Source organism: Erwinia sp. MMLR14_017 (assembly GCF_033657285.1).
In the GTDB taxonomy this organism is placed as follows: domain Bacteria; phylum Pseudomonadota; class Gammaproteobacteria; order Enterobacterales; family Enterobacteriaceae; genus Erwinia.
Genome location: NZ_JAWVWP010000005.1, coordinates 97612 through 113814, shown reverse-complemented (window position 1 = coordinate 113814; position 16203 = coordinate 97612). Strand labels below are relative to the sequence as shown.

The 16203-nt window shown below is 54.1% G+C and carries 16 protein-coding genes; 11 read left to right on the top strand and 5 right to left on the bottom strand.

Annotation, left to right across the window (positions count from 1 at the left end):
- Both sapA and pspF read right to left on the bottom strand, forming a co-directional pair.
- Positions 1-1623 carry an ABC transporter substrate-binding protein SapA gene (gene sapA / locus SD961_RS10200; protein ID WP_318790258.1) on the bottom strand — a complete coding sequence of 541 codons (1623 nt, stop codon included), beginning with the start codon at positions 1621-1623 and terminating at the stop codon, positions 1-3.
- Between the two features lie 319 nt (positions 1624-1942).
- Entirely contained in the window at positions 1943-2932 is a 990-nt protein-coding gene (gene pspF, locus SD961_RS10195) for a phage shock protein operon transcriptional activator (RefSeq protein ID WP_318790257.1), read from the bottom strand.
- Positions 2933-3103: 171 nt separating this feature from the next.
- Here pspF and pspA point away from each other — a divergent pair, with 171 nt between their 5' ends.
- From pspA to tyrR, 7 genes are all read left to right on the top strand, one after another.
- Positions 3104-3769, top strand: a complete 666-nt coding sequence (gene pspA, locus SD961_RS10190) for a phage shock protein PspA (protein ID WP_318790256.1) — start codon at positions 3104-3106, stop codon at positions 3767-3769.
- A 70-nt stretch (positions 3770-3839) separates the two neighbouring features.
- Entirely contained in the window at positions 3840-4067 is a 228-nt protein-coding gene (gene pspB / locus SD961_RS10185) for an envelope stress response membrane protein PspB (protein WP_318790255.1), read from the top strand.
- On the top strand, positions 4064-4426 hold the full coding sequence (gene pspC / locus SD961_RS10180) for an envelope stress response membrane protein PspC (protein WP_318790254.1): 363 nt from the start codon (positions 4064-4066) through the stop codon (positions 4424-4426). Before pspB ends, pspC begins: the two co-directional genes overlap by 4 nt.
- A gap of 54 nt (positions 4427-4480) precedes the next feature.
- Positions 4481-4705 carry a phage shock protein PspD gene (gene pspD / locus SD961_RS10175; RefSeq protein WP_318790253.1) on the top strand — a complete coding sequence of 75 codons (225 nt, stop codon included), beginning with the start codon at positions 4481-4483 and terminating at the stop codon, positions 4703-4705.
- Positions 4706-4786: 81 nt separating this feature from the next.
- Positions 4787-6184: a YcjX family protein gene (locus tag SD961_RS10170; RefSeq protein ID WP_318790252.1), complete on the top strand. Its 1398-nt coding sequence runs from the start codon at positions 4787-4789 to the stop codon at positions 6182-6184.
- A complete protein-coding gene (locus SD961_RS10165) occupies positions 6181-7239 on the top strand; it encodes a YcjF family protein (protein WP_318790251.1) in 1059 nt (352 codons plus the stop codon). The genes SD961_RS10170 and SD961_RS10165 overlap by 4 nt, the downstream gene beginning before the upstream one ends.
- Positions 7240-7388: 149 nt before the next feature.
- Positions 7389-8960 (top strand): transcriptional regulator TyrR, encoded by a 1572-nt coding sequence (gene tyrR, locus SD961_RS10160; RefSeq protein WP_318790250.1) that lies wholly within the window; start codon positions 7389-7391, stop codon positions 8958-8960.
- Between the two features lie 68 nt (positions 8961-9028).
- Here the strand turns inward: tyrR and tpx are convergent, their stop codons facing one another.
- Complete coding sequence (gene tpx, locus SD961_RS10155) at positions 9029-9532, bottom strand: thiol peroxidase (protein ID WP_318790249.1); 504 nt, start codon at positions 9530-9532, stop codon at positions 9029-9031.
- 162 nt (positions 9533-9694) lie between these two features.
- Here tpx and ycjG point away from each other — a divergent pair, with 162 nt between their 5' ends.
- Positions 9695-10678 carry an L-Ala-D/L-Glu epimerase gene (gene ycjG / locus SD961_RS10150; RefSeq protein WP_318790248.1) on the top strand — a complete coding sequence of 328 codons (984 nt, stop codon included), beginning with the start codon at positions 9695-9697 and terminating at the stop codon, positions 10676-10678.
- Here ycjG and mpaA read toward each other — a convergent pair.
- Entirely contained in the window at positions 10658-11365 is a 708-nt protein-coding gene (gene mpaA, locus SD961_RS10145; protein ID WP_318790247.1) for a murein tripeptide amidase MpaA, read from the bottom strand. The two genes, ycjG and mpaA, sit on opposite strands and share 21 nt — an antisense overlap.
- Positions 11366-11535: 170 nt before the next feature.
- On the opposite strand from mpaA, the gene SD961_RS10140 reads away from it, so the two are divergent.
- From SD961_RS10140 to licT, 3 genes are all read left to right on the top strand, one after another.
- Positions 11536-13149, top strand: coding sequence for a peptide ABC transporter substrate-binding protein (locus tag SD961_RS10140; RefSeq protein WP_318790246.1), 1614 nt, complete (start codon positions 11536-11538; stop codon positions 13147-13149).
- Positions 13150-13392: 243 nt separating this feature from the next.
- On the top strand, positions 13393-13713 hold the full coding sequence (locus tag SD961_RS10135) for a hypothetical protein (RefSeq protein ID WP_318790245.1): 321 nt from the start codon (positions 13393-13395) through the stop codon (positions 13711-13713).
- A gap of 153 nt (positions 13714-13866) precedes the next feature.
- Positions 13867-14727, top strand: coding sequence for a BglG family transcription antiterminator LicT (gene licT, locus SD961_RS10130; protein ID WP_318790244.1), 861 nt, complete (start codon positions 13867-13869; stop codon positions 14725-14727).
- A 41-nt stretch (positions 14728-14768) separates the two neighbouring features.
- On the opposite strand, the gene SD961_RS10125 is transcribed toward licT, so the two are convergent.
- Positions 14769-16145 carry a carbohydrate porin gene (locus tag SD961_RS10125; RefSeq protein ID WP_318790243.1) on the bottom strand — a complete coding sequence of 459 codons (1377 nt, stop codon included), beginning with the start codon at positions 16143-16145 and terminating at the stop codon, positions 14769-14771.
- Positions 16146-16203 lie beyond the last annotated feature (58 nt).

Genomic DNA, 16203 nt, shown 5'->3' with positions numbered 1-16203 from the left:
CTACTTAACCTCGCCTTTTTCACGGTGCACACCGGCAAATGAGGCATTACCAAAGGGGCTGAGTACCAGTCCCTGGATATCGTGGCGGTACGCCTGCAAACGAAGCGAATAGGCCAGCGGCAGCACCGGCAGCGACTCTGCCAGCATTTTTTGTGCCTGAGCGTAGTAATCCACCCGGGAGGCGAGCTGTTGCGAAAGCAGCGCCTTATGCAGCACTTCATCAAATCTGGAATCGCACCAGTGAGCATAGTTGGTCTGTGAACCAATGGCGGCGCAGCTCAACAGCGGACGGAAAAAGCTGTCCGGATCGTTGCTGTCGGTGGCCCAGCCGGTCAGCGTCATATCGTGATTCATCTCCATCAACCGCGCTTCCTGGAAACGGCCCTCCACGGAAACAATACTCACCGTGACACCCACCTGAGCCAGGTCAGCCTGGATCAGCTCGGCCGTTTTCAGCGGGCTGGGGTTCCAGGATTGTGAAGCGGAAGGAACCCATAACGTCAGATTAAGATCCTCCACACCCAACGCTTTGAGCGCCTCGCGGGATTTTTGCGGATTATATTCTGTCACCCGGGCATCATTATTGTAAGCCCAGGAGGCGCGGGGAAGGATAGAAGCTGCCGTTTCCGCCGTGCCGTAATAGATCGACTCCATCAGGCGTTCGTTATTGATTGCCAGCGCCAGTGCCTGACGCACTTCAACCCGATCCAGCGGGGCTTTGCGGGTATTAAAGGCAAGGTAGGCGATATTCATCCCTGGCCGCAACGTCAGGCGCAGACGGGGGTCGTCCCGCAAAATCGAAATCTGACTGGCGGCCGGGTAGGCCAGCACGTCGCACTCGCCGGTCAGCAGTTTTGAGAGTCGGCCCGTGCCGCCCGCACCCATATCAATCACCACCTGCGGCATGCGCGGCAGGCCTTTCCAGTAGTCGGGGTTGCGCGCCAGACGGATATATTGTCCGGTACGGTATTCGCTCAGCATAAACGGCCCGGTGCCCACCGGCTGGCGATCCATCTGCTCCTGGCGATCGGCTTTTGTCAGCAAACTGGCATACTCAGCCGAAAGAACCGGTGCGTAATGGGTGGCAATGTGCCAGAGAAAAGAGGCGTCCGGGTTATGCAGGCGGATCTCTACCGTATCTTTGTCCAGCTTCTTCACACTTTTGACAGCATCAGGAAATTGCAGGCTGTCGAAGTAGGGATAGTTGCCGCCGTTGACATTATGCCAGGCGGAATGGCGGTCAAAAATTCGCTGAAAGCTGAAGACCACATCATCGGCATTCAGCGCACGGGTAGGGGAAAACCATGCCGTCTTCTGGAAATGCACATTATGCCGGAGATGAAACCGGTAGGTTGCGCCATTATCCAGCACTTCCCAGCTTTCAGCCAGCTCAGGGATTAGCCGGTAGGTATAGGGGTCTACATCCAGCAGACGGTCATAAAGCTGGGCCGCCAGCGTATCAACCACCAGTCCACCGCTCGCCATCTGCGGATTAAAGGTGGCAATCGCGCCGTTAACGCAATAGACGAAGCCGCTCTGGCGAATATCGCCGGGCGTGTCGGACCAGGCTGAGGCGCTGAACAGGCTAAAGCTGAGTAAAAGCGAGGAGAATAGTGTGCGCATAATTTATCTGAATATCAGGCAATAGTGAGAGTGTACCGCACTCTGCGGTCCGGCCCAAAATTTGCCGAGTTAAGCGATCTTTTTTCTGGCTAAAAGCGGCACCGTCCTTCCCCCGGCAACCGCCGCGTTGTGCATAATACGCCCAGGGTTGTTATGGTAATGAGAAAAATTCTCAACAAACCGCTTTACAGTTGGTGCTGAGAATGATTATTATTCCCCTGCACTTCAACGGTGGCTCTACCGGAGAAGAGCACGACATTGCTCACATTGCTTCCAGTATTTTTTTAGCCCGCCTCGCGCGGGCTTTTTTTTGCCTGTTTTAATTATCCCCGGCTACACCATGCTTTTTCAGCATCGCCCGCAGCTGGTGATAAGTGACGCCAAGCAATTCTGCGGCGCGGCGTTGATTAAACCTCGCCTGAGCCAGACTTTTCTCCAGCAGCTCTTTTTCCTGTTCGTTCTGCCAGCGGCGCAGATCGAGCGGCAAAGTGGGCAGGGAAGGCGCTGGCAGAGCCTCTCTCTCAGCAGCAGGCTGCTGGCGCTGGAAAGGGTTGATGATAATGCTGTCCAGCTCCTGATCGCTATCGGTGTGACGATAAACGGAGCGTTCCACTACGTTTTTGAGTTCCCGGACGTTGCCAGGCCAGTGGTAATCAAGCAGGACCTGCTTTGCCTCTGCGGAAAAACCGGCAAAAAGTTGCAGCCCCAGTTCCCGGCACATCTGAATAGCGAAATGCTCTGCCATCACCAGTATATCGCTCCGGCGTTCACGCAGAGGGGGCAACTGAACGACGTCGAAAGCCAGGCGGTCGAGCAGATCGGCACGGAATTTCCCCTGCTGCGCCAGCAGCGGTAAATCATCATTAGTGGCGCAAACCAGCCGCACGCTGACCTGAAGCGGCTGGCTTCCACCCACGCGCTCAAGGTGGCCATATTCAATAACCCGCAGAAGCTTTTCCTGCACCAGCATGGGAGCAGTCGCCAGTTCATCAAGAAATAATGTGCCGCCATCTGCCCGCTCAAACCTTCCCAGATGGCGCTTCTGCGCGCCGGTAAAAGCGCCCGCCTCATGGCCAAACAGCTCAGAGTCGAGCAGATTTTCATTCAGTGCGGCACAGTTGAGCGAAATAAACGGACCCTGCCAGCGTTCGGAAAGATAATGCAGGCGGCTGGCGATCAGCTCTTTTCCTGTGCCGCGCTCGCCAGTGACCAGCACTGGCTTGTTCAGCGGTGCCAGCCGGGAAACCTGTTCCAGAACTTCCAGGAAATTATTCGACTCACCAAGCAGGGTATCGTTATTTTCACTCATGAAATTCACCAGAAGTTAGTTATTTACGCCACCTTAGCCAATTATCCGCCGGGTGTAAATAAAAGGAATTCAATAAAATCAGCAAGATAAAAGTTGGCACGCATTTTGGATTGTATTTACCGTAGCCGCAACTGTTGCGCACATTTTAATAACATCCAGAGGACACTGATTATGGGTATCTTTTCTCGCTTTGCCGACATCGTAAACGCCAATATTAATTCGCTGCTGGAGAAGGCAGAAGATCCACAGAAGCTGGTGCGTCTGATGATCCAGGAAATGGAAGACACGCTGGTGGAAGTTCGCTCTACCTCCGCCCGTGCGCTGGCTGAAAAGAAACAGCTGGTGCGCCGCATCGACCAGGCTGAACTACAGCAGGCAGAGTGGCAGGAAAAAGCTGAACTGGCGCTGCGTAAAGAGAAAGACGATCTCGCGCGGGCTGCGCTGATTGAAAAACAGAAACTGACCGATCTGATCGCTTCCCTGAAACGGGAAGTTGAGCAGGTAGAAGAGACGCTGACGCGGATGAAGGGCGAAATTGGTGAGTTAGAGAAAAAACTCAGCGAAACCCGCGCCCGCCAGCAGGCGCTGACCTTACGTCATCAGGCCGCCTCTTCTTCACGCGATGTCCGTCGCCAACTGGACAGCGGCAAAATTGATGAAGCGATGGCGCGTTTTGAGTCGTTTGAACGCCGTATCGATCATATGGAAGCGGAAGCAGAGAGCCAGAGCTTTGGTAAAAAGAAAACGCTGGATCAGGAATTTGCCGATCTGCAGGCCGACGATGAAATCGGTGAGCAGCTGGCGGCGTTAAAAGCCAAAATGAACCGCAGCGAGTAATATCTGCGTCTGGCATCCCGCAGGGATGCCCGTTCCTGACCCACTCAGGTAGCTATTTCAAGGAGAATGAATGAGCGCGTTATTTCTGGCCATACCCCTGACCATCTTCGTGCTGTTTGTGGCGCCGATCTGGTTATGGCTTCATTACAGTAACCGTCAGAACGGCGGAGCTGAACTGTCGCAAAGCGAACTGCAACGCCTGCAGCATCTGACCCAGGATGCCAGACGGATGCGCGAGCGTATTCAGGCGCTGGAAGAGATCCTGGATGCTGAGCATCCGAACTGGAGGCAGCCATGAGCGGAGTGACCATTAAAGGCAAAAAACTTTACTGCATCCCGGCGCGGGGAAAAGTGAAGGGCGTTTGTGCCGGGATAGCGGATTATCTCGATATTCCGGTCCGGCTGGTCAGGGTTATTGTGGTGTTGTCGATGTTCTTTGGTCTTTTTATGTTCACGCTGATTGCCTATTTTGGCCTGGCTTTTGTGCTGGATGAAATGCCCGATAATTTACAAAAGGGTGAAAAAGCGCCCACTGCCCACGAACTGCTGGATAAACTCAGCCGGGAGTTGAACGGTGGCGAAACCAGTCTGCGGAACATGGAGCGTTACGTGACCTCCGAAACGTTCAGCGTTCGCAGCCGTTTCCGTCAGCTGTAATTTCTCTGAGCAGGCCCGCAGGCGGGCCGCTCACCTACTTCAGGAGTCACTCTTATGCCTCACTGGCAGACTGCTTTAAAACGTAACGCCGTGCCGACGCTGAAGAAGGCAGGGAAATTTGTGCTGATTAGTGCCATGACCTATGGCCCGGGCGGCGTGGCTGGCTGGGCGGTGAAATCAGTTGCGCATCGGCCGCTCAAGCTGTTTCTGGCCTGGGCGCTGGAGCCGCTGTTACGGCGTGCGCTGCGCGGTATGTCCGCGCGGTGGAATAAACCTTAACAACTTCTTTTTGCTGTAATTTGCTACAATTGCCCTCTTGTTAACTGCATTAAACAGAATAATAAAAGGTGCCGACACCCCATGAAACGACTTCAAAATGAATTGCTGTCGCTGGTGAATCGGGGCGCGGACCGCCATCTTCGCCTTGCTGTCACTGGCCTCAGCCGCAGCGGAAAAACCGCATTTATTACCTCCCTGGTAAATCAACTCCTTCACGTCAATTCCGGTGCCCGACTGCCAATGTTCTCTGCGGTTCGCGAGGAACGCCTGCTGGGCGTAAAGCGCGTGCCGCAGCGGGATATGGGCATTCAGCGCTTTACCTATGACGAGGGGCTTTCGCAGCTCTATGGCTCGCCGCCAGACTGGCCAACGCCGACCCGTGGCGTCAGCGAGATGCGCCTGGCGCTACGCTACCGCTCCCGTGAATCGCTGCTCCGCCATTTTAAAGAGACTTCCACGCTCTATCTGGAGATTGTCGATTATCCTGGTGAATGGCTGCTGGATTTACCGATGCTGGCGCAGGACTATCTGGGCTGGTCACGCCAGATGACCGGTCTGCTGCAGGGTGATCGTGCAATCTGGTCTGAACGCTGGCGAAAACTCTGTGAAGGGCTGGATCCACTGGCCCCGGCAGATGAGAACCGCTTAGGTGAGATCGCCGCCGCCTGGACCGACTATCTGCAAAAATGTAAGCAGGAAGGCCTGCACTTTATTCAGCCGGGACGGTTTGTGCTGCCTGGTGATATGGCAGGCGCCCCCGCGCTGCAGTTTTTCCCCTGGCCGGAGATTGCAGAGGGCAGTGAAAGTCGCCTGGCTCAGGCGGACGCTAACAGCAACATCGGTATGCTGCGGGCAAGGTTCAACTACTACTGTCAGCACGTGGTGAAGGGGTTCTACAAAAATTATTTCCTGCGTTTTGACCGCCAGATTGTGCTGGTGGACTGCCTGCAACCGCTGAACAGTGGCCCGCAGGCGTTCAACGATATGCGCCTGGCGCTGACGCAGCTGATGCAAAGTTTCTCCTACGGACAGCGCACGCTGTTCCGCCGCCTTTTTTCGCCGGTCATCGATAAACTGCTGTTTGCTGCCACCAAGTCGGACCACGTTACGGCGGATCAGCACGCTAATCTGGTTTCGCTGTTGCAACAGCTGGTGCAGGACGCCTGGCAACACGCAGCCTTTGAAGGCATTACCATGGATTGCCTGGGCCTGGCTTCCGTGCAGGCCACACAAAGCGGGCTGGTGGATCATCAGGGAGAAAAGATCCCAGCTCTGCGGGGCCATCGCCTTGCGGATAATGAGCCGCTGACCGTCTATCCTGGCGAAGTGCCGCCTCGCCTGCCTGGCAGCGCCTTCTGGCAGCAGCAGGGATTCCACTTTGAGCAATTCCGGCCGCAGGATCTGGATGTTGACCGTCCGCTGCCACATATTCGTCTTGATGCGGCGCTGGAGTTTTTACTGGGAGATAAACTGCGATGACTACCCCCATCAAACCGCGAATCGACTTCGCAAAACCGCTGGAAGCGGAAAACATTCCTGCCCTGAAAGCCGCGCAGGCTTTTGAACAACAGAATGCTGTGTTTATCCCCGAGGAGCCAGAACTGCAGCCGGAAGAGGAGGGCGAGGGTGAACGCGTGGTCGAGGCAGCGCTAAGGCCGAAACGCAGCCTGTGGCGTAAAATGGTTAAGCTTGGCCTCGCCGTGATGGGCGTCAGCGTGGTGGCGCAGGGCGTACAGTGGGCGCATACCGCCTGGCTGCAACAGGACTGGATAGCCATGGGCGGCTGCGCGGCTGGCGGACTGATTGTCTTTGCGGGTGCCGGTTCGCTGGCTGCCGAATGGCGCCGGCTTTACCGGCTGCGTGAGCGTGCTGAAGAGCGGGACGTCGCGCGCGAGTTGCTGCAGAGTCACGGAATGGGCAGAGGAAGGGAGTTCTGCGAAAAGCTGGCGAAGCAGGCGGGGCTTGAGCCGGGCCATCCGGCGCTGCAGCGCTGGCAGGCTTCGCTGCATGAAACCCATAATGACCGCGAAATTGTCGGACTTTATGCCCAGCTGGTGCAGCCTGCCCTGGACCGTCAGGCGCGGCGTGAAATTGGCCGCAGCGCGGCAGAATCCACCCTGATGATTGCTGTGAGTCCACTGGCGCTGGTGGATATGGCTTTTATCGCCTGGCGCAACCTGCGGCTGATAAACCGTATAGCGGCCATCTACGGCATTGAGTTAGGTTACTTCAGCCGTATTCGTCTTTTCCGTCTGGTGATGCTTAACATCGCTTTCGCCGGTGCCAGTGAGCTGGTGCGGGAAGTTGGCATGGACTGGATGTCCCAGGATCTGGCCGCGCGCTTCTCGGCCCGTGCCGCACAGGGTATTGGTGCGGGGCTGCTGACAGCGCGTCTGGGGATCAAGACCATGGAATTATGCCGTCCCTTGCCCTGGATTGAAGGTGACAAACCCCGGTTGGGCGATTTCCGGCGCGATTTAATCGTCCAACTGAAAGAAACGCTGCAGAAAACCCCGGCCCCTGCGGATAAATAGCCGGAAATTTGTGCACCAGCTAGGGAAATTGCCGGGTTGGTGCGCATTCAGCACGCTTCCTGTCAACTTTTCCTTCCAGAGCACTTCTGGCGCTCTCGGTGATAGCGTATTATCACCCTACGCCCGAAATGAACGAAGGTTGCCCCGCTATGCGTCTGGAAGTTTTTTGCCAGGACCGACTTGGTCTTACCCGCGAACTGCTCGATTTACTGGTTGAACGCAGCATCGATCTGCGCGGAATTGAAATCGCCCCCATCGGGCGGATCTACCTCAACTTCAGCCCGGTTGAATTTGACCAGTTCAGCCAGCTGATGGCGGAAATCCGCCGTATTCCCAGCGTAACGGATGTCAGAACCGTGGCCTTTCTTCCCTCCGAACGCGAACATCGTGCGCTGAGCGCTTTGCTGGTGGCGTTACCGGAACCCGTTTTTTCAATTGATATGAAAGGCAAAGTGGAGCTGGCTAATCCGGCGGCTCAGCTTCTGTTCTCGCTAAACGAAGAGAAAATGCGCAGCTTTGGCGCGGGGACGTTAATCAGCGGTTTTAATTTCCAGCGCTGGCTGGAGAGCGAGCGTATTGAAGCTCAGGCTCACCATGTGGTTATCCAGGGGCGTGACTTCTTAATGGAAATTACCCCGATCTATGCGGCAGGAGAGCAGGAACAGGCGCACAATCCGGTTGGCGCAGTGGTGATGCTGAAATCTACCGCCAGAATGGGACAACAGCTGCAAAACCTGGTCGTTAACGATGACAGCGATTTCCAGCACATCGTGGCGGTGAACCCGAAGATGCGTCAGGTAGTGGAGCAGGCGCGTAAGCTGGCGATGCTTGATGCGCCGCTGCTGATCGTCGGCGATACCGGTACGGGAAAAGATATGCTGGCGAGGGCCTGCCATCTGCGCAGCGCCCGCGGCAAAAAGCCGTTCCTGGCCCTTAACTGCGCATCACTGCCGGATGATGTGGCGGAGAGCGAGCTGTTTGGTCACGCGGCGGGCGCGTACCCGAATGCGCTGGAAGGCAAAAAAGGCTTCTTCGAGCAGGCCAGCGGCGGGTCTGTGCTGCTGGATGAGATTGGTGAGATGACGCCACGGATGCAAACTAAGCTGCTGCGCTTCCTGAACGACGGAACATTCCGCCGGGTGGGGGAAGAGCATGAGGTGCATGTGGATGTGCGGGTGATCTGCGCCACGCAAAAAAATCTTACCGAAATGGTTCAGCGGGGGGAGTTTCGTGAAGATCTCTTTTACCGTCTGAACGTACTGACGCTGAATCTGCCGCCGCTTCGCGATCGGCCACAGGATATTTTACCGCTGACCGAAATGTTCGTGGCGCGCTTTGCCGATGAACAGGGGCTGGTGCGGCCTAAACTCTCTCCGCAGCTGAATGCTTTTCTGAGTCGCTATACCTGGCCGGGCAATGTCCGCCAGTTGAAAAACACGCTCTATCGGGCGCTGACGCAGCTGGAGGGCAATGAGCTGCGCCCTCAGGACATTACGCTGCCAGAGTTTGCGCTGGATATACCGCTGGGCGAAGAGGTGATGGAGGGGTCGCTGGATGAGATCACCAGCCGGTTTGAACGATCGATTCTCAGCCGCCTTTATCTTTCTTACCCCAGTACGCGCAAACTGGCGAAACGTCTTGGCGTTTCCCATACTGCTATTGCCAATAAGCTGCGTGAATATGGTCTGAGCCAGAAGAAAGTAGACGACGAAGCGAAATAGAAAAAGGGCGGAACCTGGTTCCGCCCTTGCTACAGAGCTATTCAGGGCGAAAGCGCCCCTCTACGCTGCTATTTTAAGGCAGCCAGCGCCGCCTCATAATCAGGCTCAGTGGTGATCTCTTCCACCAGTTGGCTGTAAAGAACGTTATCTTTCTCATCCAGCACCACAACAGCGCGTGCTGCCAGGCCTTTTAACGGGCCATCTGCAATCGCCACGCCATAATCCTGTTTGAAATCGCTGCCGCGCAGGGTGGAGAGCGTGACCACGTTACTCAATCCGTCTGAACCACAAAAGCGGGACTGGGCAAAGGGCAAATCTGAGGAGATGCAGAGCACCACGGCATTGTTCATTTCGCCGGCGAGCTGGTTGAATTTGCGGACGGAAGCAGCGCAAACGCCGGTATCAATGCTTGGAAAAATGTTTAACACTTTACGCTTACCGGCATAGTTAGTAAGCGATACTTCTGAAAGATCTTTGGCGACCAGTGTAAAAGGCTTAGCGGCCTCGCCTGGTACAGGAAGCTGACCGGCGACGGCAACAGGGTTGCCCTGAAAATTAACTGTCTGAGACATAGGTTTTCCTTATAAGCGCAGTAAACACTGCATTGAGTGTATGTCATGCTGACAGACACAGACAGTAAAACCTCCATAAAGCGCTACGCATTGCCAAAACCCGTTTCTCAAGTCTATGTTGTGGGTGTGCTTTTCTTTCTTTTCGCTACTAAGGATTTGTTGATGAGAGCTGTAAAGGTTTATCCGGAAGCCTGGCCGCTGCACACCGCTTTTGTTATCGCCCGCGGCATAAGAAGTGAGGCTGGTGTGGTAGTGGTTGAGCTGGAAGAAGAGGGCATTCGTGGCGTGGGGGAATGTACGCCTTATCCACGTTATGGTGAAACAGAAGCCTCGGTGCTCGCACAAATTACCACGCTGTTTAACCAGCTTGAACAGGGAATGAGCCGTGAAGAGCTGCAACAGGCGCTTCCGGCCGGTGCCGCCCGTAATGCCATCGATTCCGCTCTTTGGGATCTACAGAGCAGAAAGCAGGCAACCGATCTGTGGCATCTCACTGCCACCAGCCAGCCCCCGGTTATTGAGATGGCGCAGACGGTGAGTATCGATACGCCAGAAATGATGGCCAGCTCCGCGCTGGCGCTGTGGGAAAATGGCGCCAGGTTAATCAAGATCAAACTCGATAACACATCGATCACGGAAAGACTGGTCGCAGTGAGAACTGCCGTACCGGACGCGACGCTTATCGTGGATGCCAACGAATCCTGGCATGGCGAAGGGCTGGCCGCACGCTGCCAGCTGCTGGCTGACCTGGGCGTGGTGATGCTGGAGCAGCCTCTGCCCGCAGGCGATGACGCGATGCTGGCGAATTTCATTCATCCTCTGCCCATCTGTGCAGATGAAAGCTGCCACACGCGCGCCAGCCTGCCAGCGCTGAAAGGCCGCTATGAAATGGTGAATATTAAACTGGATAAAACCGGCGGGCTGACCGAAGCGCTGGCGTTAGCGCAGGCTGCCCGGTCAGCGGGGTTTGAGGTTATGCTCGGGTGCATGCTCTGTACTTCAAGGGCGATTGCTGCCGCACTGCCTTTAGTGAATTCGGCACGCTTTGTCGATCTCGACGGGCCAACATGGCTGGCGGTGGATGTGGACCCGGCGCTACCGTTCAGCTGTGGAAAAATTACCTTTTCAGGGCTGCCAGTTCAGTAAATCCACCATCGCGCCCAGGTACTTCTCCGTTGCCTCGTCAGCGGAGATGGGCGGAAGCTCTGCGGTGATCACCGGGATAGCCAGGTCAGCACACCAACTGCCAAACGAGCCGGGGGTGGCGTAACCCACGGAGGTCACCAGCGGCAACTCCATTTTCTTCGCCAGCCAGTGCCCCAGCGGCGTGGTTTGCGGATCTTCTATACAGGCCAGCGGCTCGTGGAAAGTCACAATCCAGCCCGGCTTCAGCGCGTGGATCAGATTGCATAACGCCTGCGTTTCCGGCTCTGAACAAGACTTTTCACCGGTAGAGAGCCGGACATCCCGTTCTTCCGCCACGCTATTCCAGCGGTAGACCGTTTCACCGGGCTGCCAGTTAGCCGAAGGGAAGTTGCGGTTTAAATCAACACCACGGGCATTAGCCCGCAAGCCCAGCTGGCAACCGTCCGGGTTCACCGCCAGCACCACGTGATGACGCCGATGGGATTCAAGTAGCGTGCGCATGGCGCAGGAAAGAGTGACCACCGCAGCAGTCTCGTCACCGTGCGTGCCTGCCAGAATCAATCCACTCTCTTCATCCGCAGCAGGAGCGGGAAACCATAACAGCGGTGCGCCCAACACCGAGGCGCCGTAGACTTTGCTTACTGCATCAAGTTTGCCGCGTAAGGGGCGCGGATGGACTGGTGACATGCTCGTTCACTCCTGAAGGGTTTTTCTAAAGCTAGCCTAAAAGCGGGATGAACAAAAGCTGTGCCTGCGTCACGTTATGGCATGCCGGTTGAAAAATGCTATATATTTATCAAATCTTTGCGTTAAAGTGCCGAATATTGCTCCGTTTCTCGCCCTGTTGAGGTCTCCTGATGAACAACTTCCGTTTTACGCTGGGTTTACTGGCGCTATCCGTCACCGCTTCCCTCTCTGCTGCGGTGGTTCCTCCCGGAACGGCTCTGGCGGAAAAACAGGAAATTGTCCGTCATATCAAGGATGAACCGGCCTCGCTGGATCCCGCCAAAGCGGTGGGATTGCCTGAAATACAGGTGATCCGCGATCTGTTTGAAGGGCTGACCAGTCAGGATGCCAAAGGGAATATTATTCCCGGCGTGGCCACGCAGTGGCAGACTACTGACAATAAAACCTGGATATTCACGCTGCGCAAAGAGGCAAAATGGTCGAACGGTCTTCCCGTTACGGCGAACGATTTCGTTTACAGCTGGCGTCGGCTGGTGGACCCGACTGTAGGTTCGACCTTTGCCTGGTTTGCAGAGCTGGCGGGAATTCAGAACGCTGGTGCGATTACGAAAGGCGAGATGAAGCCAGATAAACTTGGCGTGACGGCGCTGGATGACCACCGCCTGAAGGTGACGCTGGATAAGCCTGTTCCCTGGTTCGTCAGCCTTACCGCCAATTTCAGCCTTTATCCGGTGCCGGAAAAAGTGCTTGAAACCTCAGGCAAGGAGTGGACGCAGCCGGGCAACCTGGTGGGCAACGGTGCCTACAAGCTTCAGGAGCGTGTGGTGAATGAAAAACTGGTGTTAGTGCGCAATGAAAACTATTGGGATAATGCCCACAGCGTGCTGACAAAAGTGACCTTTCTGCCGATCAACGAAGAGTCGAGCGCCACTAAACGCTATCGCGCCAATGATATTGATATCACTGAATCCTTCCCGAAAAATATGTACAGCATGTTGAAAAAAGATCTGCCCGGAGAGGTCTACACACCCGATCAGCTGGGCACCTACTATTACGCTTTTAATACCACCAAAGGCGCCACCGCTGATGTGCGGGTTCGTCAGGCGCTCTCCTGGAGCATAGACCGCAAAATTATCGCGGAGAAAGTTCTGGGCACAGGCGAAAAGCCCGCCTGGCACTTTACGGCAGATGTGACCGCAGGCTTTACGCCTAAGCCTGGCTTCCTGCAGCAGCACTCCCAGCAGGAGCTTAATTTGCAGGCCAGAGCACTTCTGGCGGCGGCAGGTTACGGCCCGACTCATCCGCTGAATTTAACGCTGCTCTACAACAGCTCTGAAAATAATCAGAAGATTGCCATCGCGGTCGCCTCTATGTGGAAAAAAAATCTGGGCGTCACCGTTAAGTTGCAAAATCAGGAGTGGAAAACCTATATCGACAGCCGTAACAGCGGCAATTTTGACGTGATCCGTGCTTCCTGGGTGGGCGATTATAACGAGCCTTCAACCTTTCTGAGCCTGCTGACCTCCTCACACAGCGGTAACATCGCCAGATTCAAAAGCCCGGAATATGATGCGATTATGGATAAAGCCAGCCGGGAAACAAATGCGGAAGCGCGCAATGAAGATTACAACCGTGCAGAACAGATCATTGCGGCAAAGGTGCCGATTGCGCCGATCTATCAGTATACCAATGGCCGTCTGATTAAGCCGTGGGTAAAAGGTTACCCGATAACCAATGCGGAAGATGTGGCTTACAGTCGCTCTCTTTACATCATCAAACATTGAGGGTCTATCCGCTCTCAATGGTAATGTAACGCTCATGACTGAACTTACTTTTTAATAGATCTGCCGGGGAGAAACCGGCAGGTTTGGCGCTCTTATCCACTCCTCGCCATTGCATCTGCCGGGTGCTTCAGCCCCTGGGTAATTGAGCAATAAGCCAGCAAAGTGCCTGACTGCTTGCCGCATCGATCCCGTGATCTCTCAGGGATAATGGCTGATATCCTCATATTTCAGAACAGGTGCTTTATGCTGAAGTTCGTTTGCCTGGTTGCCACCACGCTGCTTCTTTCTGGCTGCGCGTTAAAACAGTATCCCACTTCTCCTCCCGTCAGTCAGGTTCAGGCTACCACGCTGGACTGTTCCGGCGTGGGGGCGGAAATCGCTAATCAGAATCGGGTTCAGGCGCAAATTAATAAAACCGGCGAGTTTGATGGCCTGACCGTTCTGGGTGTTATTGGTGATTTCGGCATTGGTAACGGCGTAGCGAAGGGGCTTGCCCAGAAGCATGCAGATGAGCGGATGATGCAGCTCAAGGCGCTGGCGAAGACGAAATGCGTAAGCGCATAAAAAAGTTTACGCGTCGTATCACAATTCTCTTTTCAGGATCTTGAACTCAAATCACGAAGCATTACCGTAAACTCTGGATTGTTACTGCTGCGGCAGGCAAAACCTGAGCATTAATAAACCGATGCTCAGGTTTTTCTATTTATGGGCCTGGATATGGAAATATGCAAAATTCTCAATAATAACGTGGCGATTATTCACGATGTGCAGGGGAAAGAGCAGGTGGTTATGGGGCGTGGACTTGCCTTTCAAAAACGTGCGGGCGACAGCATTGATCCCGCAGCGGTAGAAAAAGTATTCTCTTTGCAGAATCAGGTGCTGACGGGCCGGATGTCGGAGCTGCTTGCTGAAATTCCTCAGGCGGTCACCACCACCAGCGAATGTATTATTGCACTGGCAGAAAAAGAACTTGGTGGCAATCTGCATGAAAGTCTGGTGATTGGCCTGACCGATCATATCAATTTCGCCCTCCAACGACATAAGGAAAATATCCCTCTGCGCAATGTGCTGCGCTGGGAAATTCGCTGCCTTTATCCTAAGGAATATGCCGTGGGATTGAGCGCGCTGGATATCATTTGTCGGTGTTTAGGCCCCCGTCTTGAAGAGGATGAAGCGGGTTTTATTGCGCTTCATTTGGTGAGTGCTCAGCTGAGTAATATGCCCGATGTCCTGTATATCACCCGTTTTATGCAGCAGATCCTGGATATCGTAAAGTATTACCTGCAAATTGAATACCAGCCTGATTCACTCAGCTATATCCGATTCGTCACCCATCTGAAATTTTTTGCTCAGCGAATGCTCAGCAAACGGGCGGTATCCAGTGACGAAGATCCATTGCATGAAGTGGTGCGTAATCGCTATCCACGGGCTTATCGTTGTGCAGAAAAAATAGATCGTCATATTGTGAAAAATTATGCTTACAGGCCTGGCCCTGAAGAGCGCATGTTTTTGACCATTCATATTGAACAGGTCAGAAAAGAGACACTGGCGATTGAAGAGCTTGAGGATGAGGTCTGAAAAGGCATGGCAGCAGAGAAGTTGCCATGCCGGATCAAACGTCAGAATGTAATTACCGTTTTTAATCCTGTTACCCAGGCATTCTGTGTTTGCTTCACTCCTCCGGGTCGATGCCAGAATTGAAGACCAGGCTGAATCTGTAGCCAGTTGGCAGCGTGCAGACGATAGTAAAGTTCCGCATTGACAGAATGCCCCTGAAGCGGGTGATAAAGCGGGTTACTGTATTCGTCCGTGGCCTGGACATCATTCAAATACTGCTGGTTATGACGGGCGCTTTTACTCATTTTAATCCAGCTCACGCCCAGCCCGAGCCAGTCTTCAGGACGTACATCCAGTAAGCCATGATAGCGAAATGCACCCGCAACGGTGAGAAATAAAGGATTGCTGCGCGCGTCGGCAACCCCCAGGCTCAGGGAGCCACTGAGACCGCGGGTCGCATCATCCTGGTGTCGGGTCAACTGTTGGTTGAACCCGCTGTAGAAAAACCAGGTACGGTTATGGATGCGGTAACCTTTCGGGTCGGTGGCGCCAGCCTCCATTGATTTGCCGGCAAACAGATCTTGCTGTGCGGCATTGGTAAAAAGCATCCCAAGATTATAGATCCCTGGTAAGCCGCTGAGGTGGGTCTTCAGTTCAAGCTCTACCGGCAGCAGGATACCTTTGCTGCCCTTTGTTGATCCGCGCCATGCATGACTTCGGGCCGGTGCATCAGGATTTTGTTCCATAATCCCGCTTTTAAAAGTCAGCCCATCGGTAAGCTTATATTGTAACGTTGTCCCCCAGTAATGGACGTTCCAGTTATACCAGGTCAACGAATTTGCAGATTTTGCACCGCATTGTGAAAGCATCTGAAAATCGCAGGGAATGATTTGATCAAAATCCTGTACCTTGTTCATCAGTCCGATGCGCCAGTGCAACCTCTGGCCGTAAAAACTTCGGGAGAATGTCAGCCAACCCAGCCGTGTAATTGAACCACCTCCTGCACTTTCTTGCGTACTGTCATTAATACCCACACGCGTATCCTGCAGACGTTTTGTCGTGAGGTTGTCATCATGATTACGGTTTACAATGTTTCCTTCAATTTTCGCATCGGATATTCCGCTAAGAGCTTCAAGGTCTTGCTGGAATGTCAGGGAAAACTGATCGATATAGGCCTTATGCTTATCAGAGTTATATCCACCGGCATTATTGACAGCTAACTGGCTTAAATAACCGGCATTAAAATAAAACCCGTAATTTTCCAGTCCCGATCGTAATCCTGCTATGTCACCCAAAAGCCCCGGCTCGGGGGGCGTAAAGCCTAACGTTATCCCTTCCCAGGATTGTGAGAACGCGTTTTCTGCACCGGAAAAAAGTAGCAGGGCAGTAAATATAGAAAGGTAAGTTCTTTTTTTAAATGTGAATACAATCCGTGTCATCAGTCACTCCCTGAGAACATTAAGATGGAATTCATTCGGATCTGAATGAAATTTTCAC

Coding starts and splice junctions, on each gene's coding strand:
- SD961_RS10165 (WP_318790251.1), top strand. CDS start 6,181: ATGACTACCCCCATCAAACCGCGAATCGACTTCGCAAAACCGCTGGAA.
- tyrR (WP_318790250.1), top strand. CDS start 7,389: ATGCGTCTGGAAGTTTTTTGCCAGGACCGACTTGGTCTTACCCGCGAA.
- SD961_RS10125 (WP_318790243.1), bottom strand. CDS start 16,145: ATGACACGGATTGTATTCACATTTAAAAAAAGAACTTACCTTTCTATA.
- sapA (WP_318790258.1), bottom strand. CDS start 1,623: ATGCGCACACTATTCTCCTCGCTTTTACTCAGCTTTAGCCTGTTCAGC.
- pspF (WP_318790257.1), bottom strand. CDS start 2,932: ATGAGTGAAAATAACGATACCCTGCTTGGTGAGTCGAATAATTTCCTG.
- SD961_RS10135 (WP_318790245.1), top strand. CDS start 13,393: ATGCTGAAGTTCGTTTGCCTGGTTGCCACCACGCTGCTTCTTTCTGGC.
- ycjG (WP_318790248.1), top strand. CDS start 9,695: ATGAGAGCTGTAAAGGTTTATCCGGAAGCCTGGCCGCTGCACACCGCT.
- SD961_RS10170 (WP_318790252.1), top strand. CDS start 4,787: ATGAAACGACTTCAAAATGAATTGCTGTCGCTGGTGAATCGGGGCGCG.
- pspA (WP_318790256.1), top strand. CDS start 3,104: ATGGGTATCTTTTCTCGCTTTGCCGACATCGTAAACGCCAATATTAAT.
- pspC (WP_318790254.1), top strand. CDS start 4,064: ATGAGCGGAGTGACCATTAAAGGCAAAAAACTTTACTGCATCCCGGCG.
- mpaA (WP_318790247.1), bottom strand. CDS start 11,365: ATGTCACCAGTCCATCCGCGCCCCTTACGCGGCAAACTTGATGCAGTA.
- SD961_RS10140 (WP_318790246.1), top strand. CDS start 11,536: ATGAACAACTTCCGTTTTACGCTGGGTTTACTGGCGCTATCCGTCACC.
- tpx (WP_318790249.1), bottom strand. CDS start 9,532: ATGTCTCAGACAGTTAATTTTCAGGGCAACCCTGTTGCCGTCGCCGGT.
- pspB (WP_318790255.1), top strand. CDS start 3,840: ATGAGCGCGTTATTTCTGGCCATACCCCTGACCATCTTCGTGCTGTTT.
- licT (WP_318790244.1), top strand. CDS start 13,867: ATGGAAATATGCAAAATTCTCAATAATAACGTGGCGATTATTCACGAT.
- pspD (WP_318790253.1), top strand. CDS start 4,481: ATGCCTCACTGGCAGACTGCTTTAAAACGTAACGCCGTGCCGACGCTG.